Genomic DNA, 19282 nt, shown 5'->3' with positions numbered 1-19282 from the left:
GTGCCTCCTGTGTGGGATCTCCGCCCCGGACGTTAACCGTCGTTCACATCGGCTGTCCACGCGCCGCGTCAGGTGGTCGGGGTGGTGTCCGTCGTCGGCGGGGGCTCCTCGGCGGGGGACGGCGGCTGCTGCGTCGTCGGCGTCTCCGTCGCGGGCTCCGTCGTCCGCGGGGTGGCCGTCGTCGGCAGGGTCGGGGGAGCCGGCGCGGTGGTCGTCGGGCCCGGCGTCGGCGCCGTCGTCTCCTCGGGCGTCGTCGTCTCCTCCGGCGTCGTCGGCTCCGGCTCGGGAGTCGTCGGGGGTGCCGTCGTCTCCGGCGCGGGCGCGGGCGCCGGGGTGGTGACCTCCGTCGTGCCGCCGGCCGGGACGGTCGCCGGGTCCGGCGGCTTCACGTACAGGTAGAGCACGCCCAGGCCCACGAAGAGCGCGGCCAGCACCAGCGTGGAGGTGCGCGCCCGGCCGATGTGCCCGGGTGAGCGGCGGAAGACGTTCGACAGGCCGAAGCGGCCGCGGCCGGCGGGGTCGCCGCCGCCCGTCTCCTCGGGACGCGGCGCGCCCGGGACGGTCACTGCTGCGCCCCCTGCCGGACCGGGGCGGGCGCCGGTGCGGGTGCCGGCTCCGGGGTCACGTTGAGGCCGGCGTGGCCGAAGGCCAGCACGATCCGGGCGCGCAGGTCGCGGCTCACCTCGAACTGCCGGCCGGGCAGCGTGCGGGCGACCACCCGCACGTTGACCTGCTCGAGGTCGATGCTCTCGACGCCCATCACGCTCGGCTCGTCGAGCAGCAGGCGGCGCAGGTCGGGGTCGGCGAAGGCCTGCCGGCCCACCTCGCGGAGGATCTCGTTGACCCGCGTGACGTCGGCCGTCGTCGGCACCGGGACGTCGACCACCGCGCGCGCCCAGTCGCGGGACAGGTTGACCACCTTGACGATCTGCCCGTTCGGGATGGTGACCACCTCGCCGTCGGCCGAGCGCAGCCGGGTGATCCGCAGCGTGACGTCCTCGACGGTGCCGTCGGCCGGGTCGCCGCCGCCGACCACCTGGATCGAGACGACGTCGCCGAAGCCGTACTGCCGCTCGGTGATGAGGAAGAACCCGGCCAGGACGTCGCCGACGATCCGCTGCGCGCCGAAGCCGAGCCCCACGCCGAGCACGGTGGCCGGGGCGACCAGGCCGGTGACCGGCACGCCGAGGCGGTCGAGCACGTAGAACGCCGCCACCGCGTAGACCATCACGATGAGCGTCCAGGTGACGACCTGGGTGAGCGAGTGCCGGTGCTTGGCCGCCTCGGAGCGGACCAGCACGTCACCCCCGGTGGAGCGGGCGTCGATGCGGCTGGTGATCCGGTCGCCCACCCAGCTGACGAACCGGGCCACCAGGACCGAGCCCAGGATGATCAGCACGATCTCCAGGCCGCGGCCGGCCAGCCAGTCGAGCAGGTCGGTGAACGGTGCCATGCGGGATCCGGTCCTCCGGTGGCTCGTGGGGGTCGGTGCCCATCCAACCCGGTGCGGCTCGGAGTTGCCGCTACCTCGGCTCGACGAACAGCGAGGCGACCGAGCGGCCGATCCGCCCCGTGGTGTCGTGCAGCTCGGCCGCGCACTGCCCGACGCCGCCGGGCCCGATCGTCGTCGTCGCGTCCATGCCCAGCCACTCGCCCGCCGGCTGCCGGAACAGCGCGACGACGAGGTCGACGTTGGCGAAGGTCGCCCGGTCCCACGGGAGCTCGGCGGAGATGCCGCTGGCCGCGTCGGTCATGACCAGCAGGTGCTCCAGCGGCGTCATCGGCTCGCCCTCGACCAGCGCGCACAGCGGCCGGGTCCAGGCCGCGGCCGGCCCGGTGCCGGTGAGCGAGCCCGACGCCTCCCGCCAGTCCAGCGCGCGGTGGTAGGCGACCTCCTCGCGGAACACGTCGAACACCGCCGGGCGGGCGTCCTCCGGGCCGACGGCGGCCGGCTGCGGGGGCGTGGCGGTGTCCGCCGCGTCGCGGCTGCGCATCCGCCAGGCGGTCACCCGCATCGCCGTGCGCCCGCCCGCGGTGAGCGTGGCCTCCACCAGCTCGATCCGCTGGCCCGGGCGCAGCACCCGCGCCTCCACCCGCACCGGTCCCACCGGCACCGGCCCGAGGACGTCGTAGGCCAGCCGCACCGTCTGCCCGCCGGGGATGCCGCCGGTGCGCTCGACCTCGCGGGCGAGCAGCGCCGCCGGTGGCCCGGCGTGCTGGAGGCCCGGGTCCCACGGCCCGATGGTCAGCGCGGTCGCGACGTAGCCGTCGCCGTCCGGGAGGTAGCAGGCGGAGGGCAGGTGCACGTCCCGCAGTCTCGCCCGGCCGGAGTCGGGGCCCTCCCGCGGGTCAGCCGGAGCGGGCCAGCCACAGCGCGGAGACCAGCCACACCGCGCCCACTCCCGCGGCCACCCACCACAGCGGCTGCCCCTCCGCCGACAGCGAGATCAGGACCCCCACCACGAGGACCGCGCCGGCCACCGGCGTCGACCGCAGCAGCGCGCCGGCGGTGTCCGGCCCGGGGAAGGCGACGAAGACCACCGCCGCCGCGACCAGCAGGAACGCGCACAGCGCCCCGAGGTAGGCCGCGGTGACACCGAACTCCGCGGGCAGCACGAGCGCCCCGACCCCGCCGACGACGGCCCCCGCGCCCAGCCAGAGGAGCAGGCGGCGGCGCCGTCGGGACCACGGGGGGCGGGGTTCGGTCACGCCGTCGAGGGTGCCCGCCCTCCCCGGGAGCCACGCGCGGCCGATGAGTTCCGCCCGGCCGCGCCGTCTCCCCCCTCGACGGGCCCGGGCCGAGGGCCCCGGACGACGGGAGCGCGACCGTGCGCATGGTCTTCCTCAACCTGCCGGTGGCCGACGTGGCGGCCGGCCGGGCCTTCTACACCGCCCTCGGGTTCACGGTGGACGAGCAGTTCAGCGACGAGGAGTCGGTCTCGGTGGTCGTCAGCGACACGATCCGCCTGCAGCTGCTGAGCCGCGGGAAGATGGCCGGCTTCGTCCCCGAGGGCACGCGGATCGCCGACCCGCGGCAGGGGACGGCGGCGCTGTACGCGCTGTCGTGCGACAGCCGCGAGGAGGTCGACGCGATGGTCGAGCGGGCCCTCGGTGCCGGCGGGGACAAGTGGATGCCGCCGCAGGACCACGGATTCCTGTACGGCTCGAGCTTCACCGACCCGGACGGCCACGTCTGGGAGGTCGTGTGGATGGACCCGGCGTACGCCCAGTGACGCGTCGGTAGGTGGCGTACGACTCGACGACCACTACGCTCGGACGGGTGCCGCACACCCGCCGCCCAGCCATCGGCTACCTGACCACCGTGGCGGCGGCGGGGCTGTTCGCCGTCAACGGCACCGTCTCCACGCTCGCGCTGCAGGCCGGCGTCCCGCCCACCTGGCTGACGGCGATGCGCTGCGGCGGGGCGGCGGTCGGCCTGCTGGCCGCGCTGGCGCTCGTCTCCCCGCGGCGGCTGCGGCTCACCTGGCGCGAGGTGCCCTTCCTCGCGGTGTTCGGCGTGGTCGGCGTCGCGCTCACGCAGTTCCTCTACTACGTGGCCATCGGCCGGCTGCCCGTCGGCATCGCGCTGGTCTTCGAGATGACCGCGCCGGTCGGGATCGCGCTGTGGGTCCGGCTGGTGCGCCGGGAACCCGTGCGCCCCCGGATCTGGGTGGCGCTGGCGCTGTCGCTGTCGGGGCTGGTCCTCGTCGCGCAGGTGTGGGAGGGCGGCGGCTCGCTGGACCCGCTCGGCGTCGCCGCGGGCCTGGCCGCCGCCGTGTGCCTGGCGACCTACTACCTCATGGGCGAGCGCGGGACGGCCACCCGCGACCCGGTCGCGCTCACCACCTGGACGTTCGTCGCCGCCGCGCTGTTCTGGGCGGTCGTCGCCCCGTTCACCGCGTCGTTCGACGCCGGCGTGCTGGGGGAGCGGGTGCCGGTCTCGCTCGGCTCCGCGCAGCTGCCGCTGTGGGTGCTCGTGGCCTGGATCGTCGTCCTCGGGGCGATCACGCCGTTCTGGCTGTCGATCGCCGCGCTGCGCCACCTGCCGCCGACGACGGCCGGGCTGGTCGCCACCGTCGAGCCGGTGTTCGCCTCGGTGGTCGCCTGGCTGTGGGTGGAGCAGGTGCTCACCGGCTGGCAGGTGGCCGGCGGGTTGGTGGTGCTCGGCGGCATCGCGCTCGCCCAGACCGCCCGCACCGCCGCGCGGCCGGCCCCGGCGCCGGCGCCCGTCCCCGAGGCGCCGGCGCCGCTCGCGCCTCAGGACACCTTGTCGGAGTCGGCCAGCCAGCCGGCCAGGCGCTCCATGTAGCGGGCCTGGGCGGCGTAGTCCATGCCGACGTACTCCCACGGGTGCACCTGCTGCGCCTGCGCGGCCGGCAGCAGGCCGTAGGTCGGCTGGCCGGCCATCTCCTCGGGGGTCATCGCGCCGCGCAGCGAGTAGAGGATCACGTCGCTGCGGTACTGCGGCACCTGCTCCCAGCTCGCGGTCTGCCAGAAGTAGCCGTCGCCGCCCGGGTCGACGAACTGCACGCCGAGGTCCTGGTACAGGCGCAGCGACGGGTCGTCGTGGGCCTTCGCCATGTAGAAGCCCTCGTCCGGGTAGGCGGCCACCGGCAGCACGGTGACCCCGGAGGACGCGGCCTCGGTGAGCGCCGCGGAGGCGTCCTCGTAGTCCTGCCGGGCCGCGCTGACCTCGTCGCCGTCCACGTCCGCACCGAGGGCCTCCGCGAGCTCGGCGGTGCGCTCGATGACGTCGGCGGCCGAGCCGCGCCAGGCGATCGCCACGACCGGCGCGATCCGCGCGACCTGCTCCTGCTGCTCCAGCGACTCGAAGCCGTACAGGGGCTGGGTGTCGTCCAGCGTCCCCTCGGAGTCCACCGGGTAGACGGTGGTGACGATCAGGTCGGGGTCGGCGGCGGCCAGCGCCTCGAGGTCGATCTGCCCGTAGCTCTCGCCGGCGATCTCCACGCCGTCGAGGTCGCGGCCCTCGAACTGGACGTCGTCGGCGGCCGAGGTCTGGCCGAAGGTGGCCACCGGCTCGATGCCGAGGTTCCACAGCGACGACGCGACGTCGTTCAGGCCGGCCACCCGCTCCGGCGCGGCGTCGAGCTCGACGGTGGTGCCGACGTCGTCGGTGAACGACCAGCCTCCCGTCGCGGCCTCCGCCTCGTCGTCGGTGCCGGATCCGGCGCAGGCGCTCGCGGCGAGCAGGGCCGCCAGCGCGAGGGAGGCGCCGAGCAGGCGCGGGGGTCGGGACACCGGGGGTCCTCCTCCGGTTCGGGCAGGGGGCTTCCCCCTGCGGGCGAGGGGAGGTTAGCCTTGCCTTACAAGCGGTCCGCAGGGGCCGTCCCCGAGCGGAGCGGAGACCCGCGTGACGACGACCGAGGCCCCGGCAGCGGCGGTGGCCGAGCTGCCGCAGTGGCTGTTCTTCGAGACCGTCGTCGCCCGCGTCCGCTCCCTCGGTCCGTCGATGGTGCGGATCACGCTCACCGGCCCGCAGCTCGAGGGCTTCGGCGTGGCCGGGGACGACCAGCGGGTCAAGCTCGTCCTCGCCCCCGACCCGACCGCGCTGGCCGAGCTGCAGGCCGCCGGCGCCGAGTGGTACCCCGCCTACTGCGCGCTGGCCGAGGAGCGGCGCCCGGTCCTGCGCACCTACACCGTGCGCGCGGCCCGCCCCGAGCGGTCCGAGGTCGACCTCGACGTCGTCCTGCACGGTGTCGCCGACGGGCACGCCGGCCCGGCCGCCACTTGGGCCGCGCAGGCCCGCCCGGGCGACCCGATGGTGCTCATGGGCCCCGACCGTCCCGGCCGCGGCCGCGCGTGGGGCGTCGAGTGGGCACCGCCGGCCACGGCCTCCTGCCTGCTGCTCGCCGGCGACGAGACCGCGGTGCCCGCCGTCGGCGCGATCCTCGAGGCGCTGCCGCCCGGCCGCCGCGCCGTCGCCGTCCTCGAGGTGCCCGAGGCCGGGGACCTGCAGGACCTGCGGCTGCCCGAGGGCGTGCAGGTGCGCTGGCTGGCCCGCGCCGACCGCCCCCGCGGCGAGCTGCTGGTACCCGCGGTGCACGCCGCGCTGGTGGACCTGGGGATCTGCGCCGCGCCGGCGCCCACCCCCGAGGACGTCGACCTCGACACCGGCCTGCTGTGGGAGGTCCCCGAGGACCCCGCGGCCGGGGCGGGCTGCTACGCCTGGCTGGCCGGCGAGGCCGGGATGGTCAAGCAGCTGCGCCGCCGCCTGGTCGGCGACCTCGGCGTCGACCGGCGCTCGGTGGCCTTCATGGGCTACTGGCGCGAGGGCCGCGCCGAGAACTGAGGGAGGACCCCGCTGCCCCCCACCGCTCGCACGCTCGCGGCGGGCCCCTGCAGCGGGGCCGTTCCATCAGCTCACCGGGGGAGCCGTCGGACCGGGACGACCATCGGGGTGCCGGCCACCGGGTCGGGCACCACGCGGGCCTCGAGGTCGAAGACGTCGGCGAGCAGTTGCTCGGTGAGCACCTCGTGCGGCGTGCCGGAGGAGACCAGGACGCCGTCGCGCATGGCCACCAGCCGCTGCGCGTAGCGGGCGGCGAGGTTGAGGTCGTGCAGCACGACGACGACCGTCCGTCCCCGCTCGGCGTGCAGCCGCGCCACGAGCTCCAGGACGTCGATCTGGTGCGACAGGTCCAGGTAGGTCGTCGGCTCGTCGAGCAGGATCAGGTCGGTGCCCTGGGCGAGCGCCATGGAGATCCAGGCCCGCTGCCGCTGGCCGCCGGAGAGCTCGTCCACCGGACGGTCGGCGAGGTCGCCCATGTCGGTCCAGGTCAGCGCCTCGGCGACGACCGCCTCGTCCTCGGTCGACCACTGCCGCAGCCAGCTCTGGTGCGGGTGGCGGCCGCGGGCCACGAGGTCGGCGACGGTGAGCCCCGAGGGGGCCACCGGCGTCTGCGGCAGCAGCCCGAGTACGCGGGCGACCTCGCGGGTCGGCGTCCTGGCGATCGCCCGGCCGTCGAGCAGCACCTGACCCGCCGCCGGGCGCAGCAGCCGGCCCAGCGCCCGCAGCAGCGTGGACTTGCCGCAGCCGTTCGGCCCGACGACGGCGGTGAACGAGCCGTCGGTGAGCGCGAGGTCCAGCCCGTCGACGACGACGCGGTCGTCGTAGGCCAGGCGCAGCCCCTCGGCCGCCAGGCGCACCCGGCCCTCGCCGGCGGCGGCGGGCACCGGGGGCGCGTCGGTGGTGGGAGTCGTCATGCGATGGTCCGCCTCCCGCGGACGAGCAGCCAGAGCAGGTACGGGGCGCCGACGACGGCGGTGAGGATGCCCACCGGCAGGGCCTCGGGCAGGACGGTGCGCGTGAGCAGGTCGGCCAGCACGACCAGCGCCGCGCCGAGCAGGCCCGAGGCCAGCAGGGGCGGGCGCGAGCCGCCGGTCAGCCGGACGGCGATCTGCGGGACGACCAGCGCGACGAACGTGATCGGCCCGGCCGCCGAGACCGACGCGGCGACCAGCACGACCGCGACGAGGACGACGGCGGCCTGCGCCGCGGCCAGGCGGACGCCCAGCCCGCGCGCGGTGTCGTCACCGAACTGCAGCACGCCGAGCACCCGCCCCGCCGCGAGGGCCAGCGGCACCAGCACCGCGAGGGCCACGGCCAGCGGCACGGCCTGGCCCCAGGTGCGGGCGTTGAGCGAGCCGACGATCCAGACGTAGGCGGCCGCGGCGTCGTAGATGGCCGCCCGGGTGAGCAGCCAGTCGACCACCGCCAGCGAGATCGAGGACACCGCGACGCCGACGAGGACCAGCCGGTAGCCGTCGACGCCGGACCGGTAGGCCAGCAGGAACAGCAGCAGCCCGGCCCCCAGCGCCCCGGCGAGGGCCGCGAGCGGGACGCCGACGCCGCCGAGGACCGCGCCGGCCGACGAGGTGCCGGTGGCGACGATCGCGACGACGGCGCCCACCGAGGCCCCCGAGGTGATCCCCAGGATGTCCGGTGAGGCCAGGGGGTTGCGCGCGAAGGTCTGGAACAGGGCGCCGGCCACGCCGAGCGCCAGCCCGACCAGCGCGCCGACGACGACCCGTGGCGCCCGCAGCTCCAGCACGACGAACCGCTGGCCCTGCTCGCCGGCTCCGACGAGCGTGCGCAGCACGTCGGTGACCGCGATCGGGTAGTCGCCCCGGCCCAGCGCGACCGCCCCGAGCAGCACGACGACGGCCAGCGCGACCAGCGGCACGACGACCGACCGCCACCGGAACCGCACCGACACCGGCCCGTGGCGCAGGACGACCGCGCGGCCGGCCGCGCGCCCGCCGGGGTCGGGCGGGGTCGTCTCGCGGATGGTGTCGACGGTGGCGGTCACGCGGCGGCCCTCACAGCGTCGCGCTCCGCCGCCGGCGCACGAGCGCGATGAAGAACGGCCCGCCGAGCAGGGCGAGCACGATGCCGACCTGCACCTCGCCGGGACGCGCGATCACCCGGCCGACGACGTCGGCGGTCAGCAGCAGGAACGCCCCGGCCAGCGCCGCGCAGGGGACCAGCCACCGGTGCGCCGGCCCGGTGAACGCCCGGACGGCGTGCGGGACCACCAGCCCGACGAAGGCGATCGGCCCGCAGGCCGCCGTCGCGGCGCCGGCCAGCAGCGTGATGGCCACCAGGCCGACGGCGCGGGCCAGCCACACCCGCTGGCCGAGGCCGCGGGCCACGTCCTCGCCCATGCCGAGCAGGTCCAGGGCGGGCGCGTTGAGCAGGGCGAGCACCAGGCCGGCGACGACGAAGGGCAGCACCTGCCAGGCGATGTCGGCGCCGCGGCCGGCCAGCGCGCCGACCACCCAGAAGCGGAAGGCGTCCAGCGAGTTCGAGTCGCTGACCAGCACGGCGCGCACGAGGGCGTACAGCAGCGCGGACAGCGTGGAGCCGGCCAGGGCGAGGGTGACCGGGGTGGCCCCGCCGCGGCCGGCCGCGCCCAGGACGTACACGGCGACCGTCCCGGCCAGCGCCCCCGCGAAGGCGAACCACACGTACCCCGACGGCGTGCTGATCCCCAGCAGCGCGATGGCCAGGACCACGGCGAAGGAGGCGCCGGCGGTGACGCCCAGCAGGCCGGGGTCGCCCAGCGGGTTGCGGGTGTGGCCCTGCATCAGGGCGCCGGCGACCCCGAGCGACGCCCCGACCAGGAGCCCGAGCACGGTGCGCGGGACCCGCAGGTCCCAGACGATGACCGCCTCCTCGGTCCGCAGCGAGCGGTCGGTGAGGACCTCCCACACGGTGCCCAGGCCGAGCGGGCGGGTGCCGATCGCGATGCTGGCCGCGCAGGCGGCGACCACGAGGACCAGGAGCCCGGCCAGGCCGAGCACGCGGCGTCGCGTCCGGGCGGTCCCTGCCGGGCGCGCCGGGGTGGCCCGGGTCGCCGCGGGAGCGCGGGTGACGCTGGGGACGGACACCGGGCAGCTCCGGACGGGTCGAGATCAGGCAAGGCTCACCTTAGTACCCGCTCCGGTGCGGGTCACGCTCACCGTTTCGTGCGGCGGCTCCCGCCGTGCCAGTCCTCCTGTACCCCGACCTCGTCCGGCTGCACCCCCGCGGCGAGGAGCTGCGGGCGCTCGCGCAGGCTGCGCTTGAGCTCGGCGAACCCGGGGAAGCGGGCCAGGCGGACGACGGCGTCCCAGAGCTCGACCGCGTCGTCGTCGGCGGGCAGCCGGCTGATGACCGGGCCGAAGAAGGCGACGCCCCCGGGCGGCTCGAAGTGCAGGATCGGCGTCCCGACGTCCTTGCCGGTGAGCGCCAGCGCCTCGTCGGTCTCGGCCCGGATCGTGCCGTCCCAGCGGTCGTCGTCGAGGGCGTCGGCGAGGTCGGCCGGCAGCCCGGCGCGCTCCAGCACCGGCTCGAGGTAGGCCCGCGTGCCGCGCTCGCCGGCCGTGCCGGGCCGGTCGGGCTCGGTCTCGAAGACCCGCCGGCCGAGGGCCTCGTAGAGCGTGCCCACCGCCGCGCGGCCGTGCTCCTCGCGGGTGCGGGCGGCCACGCGCAGCAGTCGCAGCCCCGCGGTGTGGCCGGCCTCGTACTCGGGCGGGAAGTGGGCGTCGTAGTCGACGTGCGCGTTGAGCAGGCGCAGCGAGATGAACCGCCAGTCGACGTCGTACTCGCGCCGGGACGCGACGGTGCGCACCCACCGGCTGGTCAGCCACGCGAACGGGCACACCGGGTCGAAGTAGAAGTGCAGGTCGGCCATGGCCCGATGCTGCCCCGCCGGCGCGGCCCCGGCATCCGCCGCCGCCGGAGCGGCCCCGGGTCAGCCGGCGAGCAGCGCCTCGATCGCCGTCCGGACCTCCGGCGCGCCCGGCTCGGTCGTCGGGCGGAACCGCGCGACGACCGCACCGTCGCCGTCGACCAGGAACTTCTCGAAGTTCCACCGCACCGGCCCGGCCTCACCGGCGGCGTCGGGGGCCTCGGTGAGCCGCTGGTAGACCGGGTGCGCGCCCTCGCCGTTGACGTCGACCTTCCCCGTCATCGGGAAGGTGACGCCGTACGTGGCCGAGCAGAAGGACTCGATCTCCTCGGCGCTGCCCGGCTCCTGCCCGGCGAACTGGTTGCACGGCACGCCGACGACGGTGAACCCGCGCGGGCCGTACTCCCGCTGCAGCTCCTCCAGCCCGGTGTACTGCGGGGTCAGGCCGCAGCGGCTGGCCACGTTGACCACCAGGGCCGGACGGCGGCCGGTGAGCGCGCCGAGCGTGGTGTCCTCGCCCCGGAGGGTCGAGACGGGCAGGTCGAGCAGGTCGGTCACGGGCGCTCCTCGCGGGCCGGGCGGGTCGACGGCACCAGCGCGCGGGGTGCCGGGCTCATTCCAGGTCGCTGATGTCGTCGGGGACGTCGACGGCGTGCTGCCGCAGCGCGGCGAGCGGCACGACCTCCAGCGACCGCGCGTTCGTGGCCGCGAGGACCACCCCGGCCGCGGCGCCGGCACGGTAGGCCTGCAGCCAGCGGGTGGCGACGACGCACCAGCGGTCGCCGGGCCGCAGCCCGGGGAACCCGAACTCCGGCCGCGGGGTCGTGAGGTCGTTCCCGAGCTCGCGCTGCAGGGCGAGGAACTCGCGGGAGACGACGGCGCACACCGTGTGGCTGCCCGTGTCGTCCGGGCCCGTGCGGCAGGACCCGTCGCGGTAGAAGCCGGTCAGCGGCTCGGTGCCGCAGGGGTCGAGGGGACCGCCCAGCACGTTGCGTTCGGTCCCCGGCTCCGGCTCGGTCACGACGGGATCGTGGCAGAGGTGCTCGCGGACGCGCCCGTCCGCGGGCCCGGCCGGCGGCGCTGCCGGCCGGGCCCGCGGAGGGCGGTCAGCCGGTGCCGGTCAGACGGCGTCCTCGCGACGACGCCGGCCGGCGAGGGTCAGCCCGGTCCCCAGTGCGAGGGCCAGCAGGGCCGCGCCGAGGGCGGTGACCGTCTCGGTGCCGGTGTAGGCGAGCTCCCCGGTGCCCGCGGAGCGGTCGGACGCCGTCCAGGAGCCGGCCGTCCAGGAGCCGGCCGCCGACGCCGGGCGGGTGGCCCCGTGGGCCCAGGCGTTCCCCGGGCCGTGACCCCGGTCGTGGCCCGTGCCGTCACCCGTGCCGTCACCCGTGCCGTCACCCGTGCCGTGGCCCGTGCCGTGGCCCGTGCCGTGGCCCGGGCAGTCCTGCGGCGCGCCCGGGTGCTGCGGGTCGGTCGGGTCCGTGGGGTCCGCCGGGTCGGTCGGGTCCGTGGGGTCGGTCGGGTCCACCGGCCGGGTCGGCGGCGTGCAGTCGCCGAGGGCGTCGCCGAGCAGGCCCAGGCCCGCGCCGCAGACGGTCACCGGCACGTCGACGTCGATGCCGCCGTCGGAGCCGTCGTCCCCGGAACCAGGGCCGCCGGGGCCTTCCGTGCCCTCGGAGGAGCACCCGCCGAGCGCGTCGCCCAGCAGGCCGACGCCGTTGCCGCAGACGGTGACCGGCAGGTCGACGTCGAGCAGGCCGCCGTCGGAGTCGCCGCCGGAGCCACTGCCGTCCCCGGAGGTGGCGGGGGTGCAGTCGCCGGCCGCGTCGCCCAGCAGGCCGACGCCGTTGCCGCAGACGGTGACCGGCAGGTCGACGTCGAGCAGGCCGCCGTCGGCCCCGGTGCCGGGGTTCCCGGTCGGCACCGCGGGGGTGCACTCCCCGGCGGCGTCGCCGAGCACGCCGACGCCGTTGCCGCAGGCGGAGACCGGGACGTCGACGTCGAGCAGGTCGCCGAGCGGGCCACCGTCGACGGGGGCGGGAGCCGGCTCCGTGGCGGTGCAGCCCCCGAGCGCGTCGCCCAGCACGCCGACGCCGTTGCCGCAGACGGTGACCGGCACGGTCACCGCGCCCTCGGGAGCGGCAGGTGCGGTGCCCTCGGCGGCGGCGTCGCCGAGCACGCCGATCCCGTTGCCGACGACGGTCACCGGCACGACGACGTCGGCCGGGTCGGTGCTGCCCGGGGCGGGCGCGGCCGGCTCCTGCGTGGCGGTGCCGCCGGCGACCGAGGCGTCGTTGCCGCCGATCGTCACGGGCACCGAGACGTCGACCGGGCCCACGTCGAGGGAGAGGTCCTGCGAGACGGCGGGCAGCTCCAGCCCGCCGATCGGGGTGCCGGTGTCGAGGACACCGAGCGCGTTGTCGGTGACGGTGACCGGCACCGTCACGTCGAGGTCGTCGGACGCGGCGGCGACACCGGTGCCGGCGGCCAGCAGGCCGCCGGTCATCAGTGCCACGCGCACGGCGCGGGTGGCCCAGGGGTGCATGGGAGGACTCCTGACTGAGGACGGGACCGCGTCCCGGACGGGACGGCGGGGACTGCGCTCGCCCGGCCCGTGGCCGGGAGGCGCGTCCTCAGTCGGGGGAGGTGGCGGGGTCGACCGGGTCGCCGGCGGCGGCGTCCCGGGCCTCGGCAGCGGCCGCCACGGCGGCCGCCTGCTGCGCGACGGGGACGGTCGCGCCGAGGTCGGCGGTGGGCTGGTCGGCACCGGCGGTGCCGGAGGCGGTGCCCGCGGACGCCGGCAGGGCCGGCACCGCGGGGACGGCGGGCGCGAGCGGCGGGACCGGCACGGACGGCGTCGGGACCGCGACCGGCGCCGCGGCGGGCGCGGGACCGGTGACGTCCGCGGACCGCTCGGCCGCGGCGGGGACCCTCGCGCCCGCGACGTCGGTGCCGGGGGCGAGGACGACCGGGGCGGCCACGACGGGCGCACCGGCGCCGGCCGCGGGAGCGCCGGCCGGGGTGTCGACCACCCCGGCGGCCGGGGGTGCGAGGACGTCGGTCACGGGGGCCGGCACGTCCGGGACCGGCGGGAGCGCACCGGTCACCGGCGCCAGGGCCCCGGTGACCGGCGACAGCGCCTCGGTGACCGGCGCCAGGACCGGCCGCAGCGCCCCGGTCACCGGGGACAGCGCCTGCGTCACCGGCGCGACGACGTCGGTCACCGGCTCGAGGGCCCGGCCGACCGGCGCGACGACGTCCCGCAGCGGCGCGGTGACCGGCGCGGCCGCCTCGGCGACCGGCGTCAGGACGGGCGCGACCGCGTCCGCGACAGGGGCGACCGCGTCCGCGACAGGGGTGACCGCGTCCGCGACGGGCGCGACGACGGGCTGCGTGACGGACTCGACCACCTGACCCACCGGCGCGGTGACCGCGCCCAGCAGGCCGGCGGGCGGGGGCTCGTCGGCCGAGGCGGTGGACGCGCCGGCCAGCCAGATACCGGCGGCGGTCCCGGCGAGGACCGCCAGGCGGCCGCCCCACCGGCGCAGGCGGGTGCGACGGCACGGCAGCGGAGAACGCTCGTCCATCGCACCTCCCCCCGGTGTCGTCCGACACAGTGCTCACTCATTGGAACCGGTCCGTCACAGAAGTGGCCAGGCGAACGCCGTCCTCCGATCGGGTGGAGACGGGACCGGACGGTCACGTCCCGTGAGGCGACCCACCCGGTCCGGGGACGCGGGAGGAGTGGCAGGGTGCCGCTGTGACCGCTGACACCTCTCCCGCACCGGTGCTCTGGCAGCCCACCCGGGAGGTCCGGGAGGCGACGCGGCTGGCGGCCTTCGCGCGCGAGGTGGCCGCCCGCCGCGGGCTGGACCTGGACGCCACCGACTACGACGCGATCTGGCGCTGGTCGGTCGAGCACCTCGACCAGTTCTGGGCCGACGTCGCCGCGTGGTCCGGCGTGCTGCCCGGCGTCCCCGACGACCGGGTGCTCACCCGGCGGGAGATGCCCGGCGCCGAGTGGTTCCCGGACGCCACCCTCAACTACGCGGAGCAGGCGCTGCGGCACGCCACCGACCAGCACCCCGCGCTCATCGCGGTGGCGGAGGACGCCGAGCCGGTCGAGGTCTCCTGGGCCGAGCTGCGCGCGCAGGTCGGCGCGTTCGCCGCGACCCTGCGCCGGCTGGGCGTGCGGCGCGGCGACCGGGTCGCCGGCTACCTGCCCAACGTCCCCGAGGCGGTCGTCGCGTTCCTCGGCGCGGCGTCGATCGGGGCGGTGTGGTCCTCCTGCGCGCCGGACTTCGGCACCCGCGCGGTGCTCGACCGGTTCGCCCAGATCGAGCCGACCGTGCTGGTCGCCGTCGACGGGTACCGCTTCAACGGGAGGCCCTACGACCGGCGCGGCGTCGTCGCCGAGCTCCGGGCCGCCCTGCCGACCGTGACGGCGACGATCGCCGTCCCCCGGCTGTTCCCCGACGAGCTGCCCGACGGCGCACTGGGCTGGGCCGACGCCGTCGCCGACCGGCAGGAGCCCGAGTTCGAGGCGCTGCCGTTCGACCACCCGCTGTGGATCGTCTACTCGTCGGGCACCACCGGGCTGCCCAAGGGGATCGTGCACGGGCACGGCGGCGTGGTCCTCGAGGAGCACAAGCAGCTGGGCCTGCACGGCGACGTTGGCCCCGGCGACCGCTTCTACTGGTACGCCTCCACCGCCTGGATCATGTGGAACATCGCCACCTCCGCGCTGCTGCGCGGCGCGACCGTGGTCGTCCACGACGGCGCCCCGGCGTACCCCTCGGTCGACGCGCAGTTCGCCCTCGCCGCGCGCACGCGCCTGACCTACCTGGGCACGAGCGCCGGCTACCTCGTCGCGTGCGAGAAGGCCGGGATCCGGCCGGGGGAGACCCACGACCTGTCGGCGCTGCGGACGATCGGGTCCACCGGCTCGCCGCTGCCCGCCTCGGCGTTCGAGTGGGTCTACGACGCGGTCGGCCGCGACGTCTTCCTCGCCTCGGTCTCCGGCGGCACCGACGTCGCCACCGGCTTCATCGGCAGCACGCTGCTGCTGCCGGTGACCGCCGGGGAGCTGCAGCGGCCGATGCTCGGCGTCGCCGCGGCGGCGTGGGGCGAGGACGGCGAGCCGGTCACCGGCGAGCTCGGCGAGCTGGTGATCACCGAGCCGATGCCGTCGATGCCGCTGTACTTCTGGAACGACCCGGACGGCAGCCGCTACCGCGAGGCCTACTTCGAGCCGTGGCCGGGGGTGTGGCGGCACGGCGACTGGATGGAGGTCACCGAGCGCGGCACCTGCGTCATCACCGGCCGCTCGGACTCCACCCTCAACCGCGGCGGCGTGCGCATGGGCACCGCCGACATCTACGCCGCCGTCGAGAGCTTCCCGGAGGTCGCCGACTGCGTCGTCCTCGGCGTCGAGCAGCGCGACGGCGGCTACTGGATGCCGCTGTTCGTCCAGATGGCGCCCGGCGCCGAGCTCACCGGCGAGCTCGCCGACCGCATCCGGGCCGCGATCCGCAGCTCGGCCAGCCCACGGCACGTGCCCGACGAGATCCTCGTCGTCCCCGGTGTCCCGCACACCCGGACCGGCAAGCGGCTGGAGGTGCCGCTCAAGCGGTTGTTCCAGGGGGTGCCGCCGGAGAAGGCGGTCAACCCCGGGGCGGTCGACGACGCGTCACTGGTCGAGCACTACGTCGCCCTGGCCCGGGAGCGCGGCGCCCGCTGAGAACGGTCCGCGCAGCGCCGCCCACTGCAGCAGCAGGACGGTCTTGGCGTCGGCGATCCGGCCGTCGCCGGCCATGGCCAGCGCCTCGTCGAACGGCAGCTCGAGCACCTCGATGTCCTCACCCTCCTCGGCCAGCCCGCCCCCGGCCGACACCCGGTCGGCCGGGGTGTAGGGCCCGGCGAAGAACGCCAGCCGCTCGGTCACCGACCCGGGGCTCATGAACAGGTCGGGCAGCCGGACGAGCGCCCCGACGGCGACGCCGAGCTCCTCCTCGGCCTCGCGCCGGACCGCGGCCTCGGCGTCCTGCTCGTCGAGCAGCCCGGCGGCGGTCTCGACGAGCATCCCGTCGGGGGAGCCGTTGACGTAGGCGGGGAAGCGGAACTGCCGGGTGAGCAGCACGGCGCGGCGGGCGGCGTCGTACAGCAGCACCGTCGCGCCGTTGCCGCGGTCGTGGGTCTCGCGCTGCTCGGTGCGCCAGACGCCGTCGCGGCCGCGGCGGGCGAACGTCGTCCGCCGGTTCACGTACCAGGCGCTGGACAGCACCTCGACGTCGCGGACGACGACGTCGGGGTTGCCGGTGAGGTCGCGCCCGGCCCGGTCCAGCCCGGTCCGCCCCCGCGCGTCGGGGACGTCGACGCCGAGGACGCCGGTCACCGGGCCACCGCCGGCACCTCGTCGACGCTGGTGTAGACCGCGGCGCCGTGGGCGCGGGCCAGCGCGACCATCTCGTCGGAGCCGGCCGAGGCGCCGGGCAGCCGCAGCACGGCGTCGACGCGGGCGACCAGCCGCCGGCCCATCGGGTGGAACACCTCGTCGAAGGCGGCGTCGCCGACCCGCGTCGACCCGGCGAGGGCGGCGAGCGGCAGCGCGAGGTCCTCCCCGTTGACGGCGAGGTGGCCGGCGCGGAACAGCTCCAGGCAGGCCCGCTGGATGGCCCGGTGGTTGGCCGCGATCCTCTCCGGGTCGTCGCCGGTGCCCCCGCGGTACGGGCCGGCGACCAGGATCATCAGGGGTTGTCCGTTCATGCGAGGTCGACCTCCACGCCGGCGTCGTCGAGCGCGGCGAGGGTCTCCTGCGCCGCGGGGGTGAGCTGGGGGTCGCGGGCGCTGGCGTCCGTGACCAGGCGGCCGACCGCGTCCAGCGGGGCGACCGAGGCGAAGGCGCGGACGCCGAGCTTCGAGGCGTCGGCGACGACGAACGCGCTGCGGGCCTGCTGGAGCCCGACCTGCTTGACCGCGGCGTCCTCGAGCGTGAACTCCGACCAGCCGGCCGCGGCGCTCACCGCCCCGATCGACATGACGAAGACGTCGAAGGTGAGCTGCCGCAGCACCGCGGCGGTCAGCGGGCCGGCCAGGCTCCGCTCGCCGGGCCGGGACTCCCCGCCGACGACGAGCAGGCGGATCCCCGGCCGGTCGGCCAGCGCGTCGGCCACCGGCAGGCTCACGACGGCGACCGTGAACGGTCCCTCGCCCGCGGCCGCCCGGTCGGCCAGCGCGCGGGCCACGTGCACCGTCGTCGTCCCGGCGTCGAGCAGCACCGTCGCGCCCGGCTCGACCAGGGCGGCGGCCGCGCGGCCGATCCGGTCCTTGAGCCCGGCCTGCCAGCCGGCCCGCGCGCCGAAGCCCGCGGAGCTCTCCGGCCCCGCGACGGCGACCGCGCCGCCCCGGACGCGCTCGACGAGGCCGCGGGCCTGCAGCGCGTCGAGGTCGCGCCGCACGGTCATCTCGGAGACGCCCAGGCGGGCGGCGAGGTCGCCGAGCGAGGCCCGGCCGGCGTTGCGCACCAGCCGCAGCGTCACGTCGAGTCGGTCGGGGACGGCCACGGCGGATTCCTACCAGGATCATGTGAGGTCTGTGAAGACGTTGTGCGATGTGCCCGGACGGGCGTGCCGTCGGTCACGCTCCCGCGGGGGCGCCGTGCGGGGTACGGGAGCGGCCCGCAAGGTGGACCGGGACCGACCACCGACGACGGAGAGAGGCCCCGCGACGATGACGTCGACCCAGGAGCGCCCCGCCGACCTGCTCGAGCCCCAGCCGCCCGCGCTGCTGCCGCCGTGGCACACCCCCGAGCGCCAGGCGCTGCAGGAGCGGGCCCGCCGGTTCGCCCACGACGAGGTGCTGCCGGTCGCGAACGAGCTGGACCCGCAGAAGGGGCTGCTGCCGGAGGCGCTGCTGGCCCGCATGGCCGAGCTCGGCTGGTTCGGCATCACGGTGCCCGCCGAGCACGGCGGCCTGGGCCTCGGCGTCTTCGAGTACTGCATGGTCTCCGAGGAGCTGGCCCGCGCCTGGATGAGCAGCGCGAGCATCCTCGCCCGCGCGCAGGGTCTCGGGACGGCGGTGGCCGATCCCGCCCGGCGCAGGGAGCTGCTGCGCCGCAGCGCGAGGGGCGAGTGGATCGGCGCGATCGCGCTGTCCGAGCCCGACGCCGGCTCCGACCTCGCCGGCGTCTCCACCCGGGCGGTCCTCGACGGCGACGAGTGGGTGGTCACCGGCCACAAGCGCTGGTGCGGCAACGCCGAGGCCGCCGACTTCATCCAGGTCCTCGTCCGGGAGCGCGACCCCGGGCCGGGGGAGTCGCGCTCCGCCGGGCTGGTCAACCTGCTGCTGGAGAAGGAGCGCGGCTCGTTCCCGCCCGGGCTCACCGGGACCCCGATCGACAAGATCGGCTACCACGGTTTCCTCACCTGGGACCTGGTCTTCGACGGCGTCCGCATCCCGCGGGGGAACGTCGTCGACCAGGCGGCGGCCAGCGACGAGCAGGGCGAGGCGGCCGAGCGTGCCGGGTGGGCGCAGGCGCAGAGATTCCTCGACACCGCGCGGGTGCACACCGCCGCCCGCGCCGTCGGCCTGGCCCGCGCCGCGCTCGAGGACTCGATCGTCTACCTGCAGGAGCGCGAGCAGTTCGGCCACCCGATCGGCGACTTCCAGGCGCTGCGCTTCGCCGTCGCGGAGATGGCCGCCCAGATCGAGCAGTCGCGCGCCTTCTACCGGCAGGTCGCCCACCTCGTCGACCTCGGGGTGCGCTGCGAGAAGGAGGCCTCGATGGTCAAGCTCGAGGCCACCGAGATGGCGGTAAAGGTGACCAACCAGGCCATGCAGCTGCACGGCGGCAACGGCTACACCACCGAGCGGCAGGTCGAGCGGCACTGGCGCGACGCCCGGCTGACCACGATCTTCGAGGGCACCAGCGAGATCCAGAAGCGGATCATCAGCGACCGCCTGCTGCCCCGGTCACCGCTCACCTGAGCCACCCGGTTCCGGGGTGGGGGGGGGGGGCGGGGGGGGGGGGGGGGGCGGGGGGGGGGGGCGGGGGGGGGGGGGGGGGGGGGGGGGCGGCGGGTGTGGTGCGGTGG

The 19282-nt window shown here is 76.7% G+C and carries 21 protein-coding genes; 5 read left to right on the top strand and 16 right to left on the bottom strand.

Going from position 1 to position 19282, the window contains the following annotated elements; translation table 11 throughout:
• Positions 1-68: 68 nt before the first annotated feature.
• The 4 genes from ACI79Z_RS21205 to ACI79Z_RS21190 all read right to left on the bottom strand — a co-directional run bounded on the left by ACI79Z_RS21205 (position 69) and on the right by ACI79Z_RS21190 (position 2709).
• Positions 69-566 (bottom strand): hypothetical protein, encoded by a 498-nt coding sequence (locus tag ACI79Z_RS21205; RefSeq protein ID WP_456903847.1) that lies wholly within the window; start codon positions 564-566, stop codon positions 69-71.
• Complete coding sequence (locus ACI79Z_RS21200; protein ID WP_387992316.1) at positions 563-1453, bottom strand: mechanosensitive ion channel family protein; 891 nt, start codon at positions 1451-1453, stop codon at positions 563-565. Before ACI79Z_RS21200 ends, ACI79Z_RS21205 begins: the two co-directional genes overlap by 4 nt.
• A gap of 70 nt (positions 1454-1523) precedes the next feature.
• Positions 1524-2306 carry a thioesterase family protein gene (locus tag ACI79Z_RS21195; RefSeq protein ID WP_456903845.1) on the bottom strand — a complete coding sequence of 261 codons (783 nt, stop codon included), beginning with the start codon at positions 2304-2306 and terminating at the stop codon, positions 1524-1526.
• Between the two features lie 43 nt (positions 2307-2349).
• Positions 2350-2709 carry a hypothetical protein gene (locus ACI79Z_RS21190; protein WP_387992310.1) on the bottom strand — a complete coding sequence of 120 codons (360 nt, stop codon included), beginning with the start codon at positions 2707-2709 and terminating at the stop codon, positions 2350-2352.
• A 125-nt stretch (positions 2710-2834) separates the two neighbouring features.
• Here ACI79Z_RS21190 and ACI79Z_RS21185 point away from each other — a divergent pair, with 125 nt between their 5' ends.
• Positions 2835-3233: a VOC family protein gene (locus ACI79Z_RS21185; protein WP_387992426.1), complete on the top strand. Its 399-nt coding sequence runs from the start codon at positions 2835-2837 to the stop codon at positions 3231-3233.
• Between the two features lie 47 nt (positions 3234-3280).
• On the top strand, positions 3281-4309 hold the full coding sequence (locus ACI79Z_RS21180; protein ID WP_456903842.1) for an EamA family transporter: 1029 nt from the start codon (positions 3281-3283) through the stop codon (positions 4307-4309).
• On the opposite strand, the gene ACI79Z_RS21175 is transcribed toward ACI79Z_RS21180, so the two are convergent.
• Complete coding sequence (locus ACI79Z_RS21175; RefSeq protein ID WP_456903840.1) at positions 4258-5259, bottom strand: ABC transporter substrate-binding protein; 1002 nt, start codon at positions 5257-5259, stop codon at positions 4258-4260. The genes ACI79Z_RS21180 and ACI79Z_RS21175 overlap by 52 nt on opposite strands.
• A gap of 112 nt (positions 5260-5371) precedes the next feature.
• On the opposite strand from ACI79Z_RS21175, the gene ACI79Z_RS21170 reads away from it, so the two are divergent.
• On the top strand, positions 5372-6310 hold the full coding sequence (locus ACI79Z_RS21170; protein WP_387992301.1) for a siderophore-interacting protein: 939 nt from the start codon (positions 5372-5374) through the stop codon (positions 6308-6310).
• Between the two features lie 71 nt (positions 6311-6381).
• Here the strand turns inward: ACI79Z_RS21170 and ACI79Z_RS21165 are convergent, their stop codons facing one another.
• The 8 genes from ACI79Z_RS21165 to ACI79Z_RS21130 all read right to left on the bottom strand — a co-directional run bounded on the left by ACI79Z_RS21165 (position 6382) and on the right by ACI79Z_RS21130 (position 13777).
• Complete coding sequence (locus ACI79Z_RS21165; RefSeq protein ID WP_456903837.1) at positions 6382-7224, bottom strand: ABC transporter ATP-binding protein; 843 nt, start codon at positions 7222-7224, stop codon at positions 6382-6384.
• The gene (locus tag ACI79Z_RS21160; protein ID WP_387992295.1) at positions 7221-8330 is read right to left on the bottom strand and encodes a FecCD family ABC transporter permease; all 1110 of its coding nucleotides are present in this window, start codon (positions 8328-8330) and stop codon (positions 7221-7223) included. The genes ACI79Z_RS21165 and ACI79Z_RS21160 overlap by 4 nt, the downstream gene beginning before the upstream one ends.
• A gap of 10 nt (positions 8331-8340) precedes the next feature.
• On the bottom strand, positions 8341-9411 hold the full coding sequence (locus ACI79Z_RS21155) for a FecCD family ABC transporter permease (RefSeq protein WP_387992292.1): 1071 nt from the start codon (positions 9409-9411) through the stop codon (positions 8341-8343).
• 68 nt (positions 9412-9479) lie between these two features.
• Positions 9480-10196 (bottom strand): mycothiol-dependent nitroreductase Rv2466c family protein, encoded by a 717-nt coding sequence (locus ACI79Z_RS21150; protein WP_456903834.1) that lies wholly within the window; start codon positions 10194-10196, stop codon positions 9480-9482.
• Between the two features lie 60 nt (positions 10197-10256).
• The gene (locus ACI79Z_RS21145) at positions 10257-10751 is read right to left on the bottom strand and encodes a glutathione peroxidase (RefSeq protein WP_387992286.1); all 495 of its coding nucleotides are present in this window, start codon (positions 10749-10751) and stop codon (positions 10257-10259) included.
• 55 nt (positions 10752-10806) lie between these two features.
• Positions 10807-11214, bottom strand: a complete 408-nt coding sequence (locus ACI79Z_RS21140) for a DUF2237 family protein (RefSeq protein ID WP_456903832.1) — start codon at positions 11212-11214, stop codon at positions 10807-10809.
• 99 nt (positions 11215-11313) lie between these two features.
• Positions 11314-12735: a hypothetical protein gene (locus tag ACI79Z_RS21135; protein WP_456903830.1), complete on the bottom strand. Its 1422-nt coding sequence runs from the start codon at positions 12733-12735 to the stop codon at positions 11314-11316.
• 88 nt (positions 12736-12823) lie between these two features.
• Positions 12824-13777 carry a hypothetical protein gene (locus ACI79Z_RS21130; protein WP_456903828.1) on the bottom strand — a complete coding sequence of 318 codons (954 nt, stop codon included), beginning with the start codon at positions 13775-13777 and terminating at the stop codon, positions 12824-12826.
• Between the two features lie 173 nt (positions 13778-13950).
• Between ACI79Z_RS21130 and ACI79Z_RS21125 the strand changes: the two genes are divergently transcribed.
• Entirely contained in the window at positions 13951-15930 is a 1980-nt protein-coding gene (locus ACI79Z_RS21125; RefSeq protein WP_456903826.1) for an acetoacetate--CoA ligase, read from the top strand.
• Here ACI79Z_RS21125 and ACI79Z_RS21120 read toward each other — a convergent pair.
• The 3 genes from ACI79Z_RS21120 to ACI79Z_RS21110 are packed head-to-tail and all read right to left on the bottom strand — an operon-like array spanning position 15880 to position 17752.
• Complete coding sequence (locus ACI79Z_RS21120; RefSeq protein WP_387992271.1) at positions 15880-16584, bottom strand: NUDIX domain-containing protein; 705 nt, start codon at positions 16582-16584, stop codon at positions 15880-15882. The two genes, ACI79Z_RS21125 and ACI79Z_RS21120, sit on opposite strands and share 51 nt — an antisense overlap.
• Positions 16581-16955 (bottom strand): DUF4406 domain-containing protein, encoded by a 375-nt coding sequence (locus ACI79Z_RS21115; protein ID WP_456903823.1) that lies wholly within the window; start codon positions 16953-16955, stop codon positions 16581-16583. The genes ACI79Z_RS21120 and ACI79Z_RS21115 overlap by 4 nt, the downstream gene beginning before the upstream one ends.
• Positions 16952-17752: a DeoR/GlpR family DNA-binding transcription regulator gene (locus ACI79Z_RS21110; RefSeq protein ID WP_387992265.1), complete on the bottom strand. Its 801-nt coding sequence runs from the start codon at positions 17750-17752 to the stop codon at positions 16952-16954. Before ACI79Z_RS21110 ends, ACI79Z_RS21115 begins: the two co-directional genes overlap by 4 nt.
• Before the next feature lie 166 nt (positions 17753-17918).
• Here ACI79Z_RS21110 and ACI79Z_RS21105 point away from each other — a divergent pair, with 166 nt between their 5' ends.
• Complete coding sequence (locus ACI79Z_RS21105; RefSeq protein WP_456903821.1) at positions 17919-19175, top strand: acyl-CoA dehydrogenase family protein; 1257 nt, start codon at positions 17919-17921, stop codon at positions 19173-19175.
• Positions 19176-19282 lie beyond the last annotated feature (107 nt).

The sequence above is a fragment of the Geodermatophilus sp. SYSU D00663 genome (assembly GCF_054050655.1).
The sequence above is the reverse complement of the archived record's forward strand: the minus strand, read 5'-3'. Positions and strand labels throughout refer to the sequence as shown.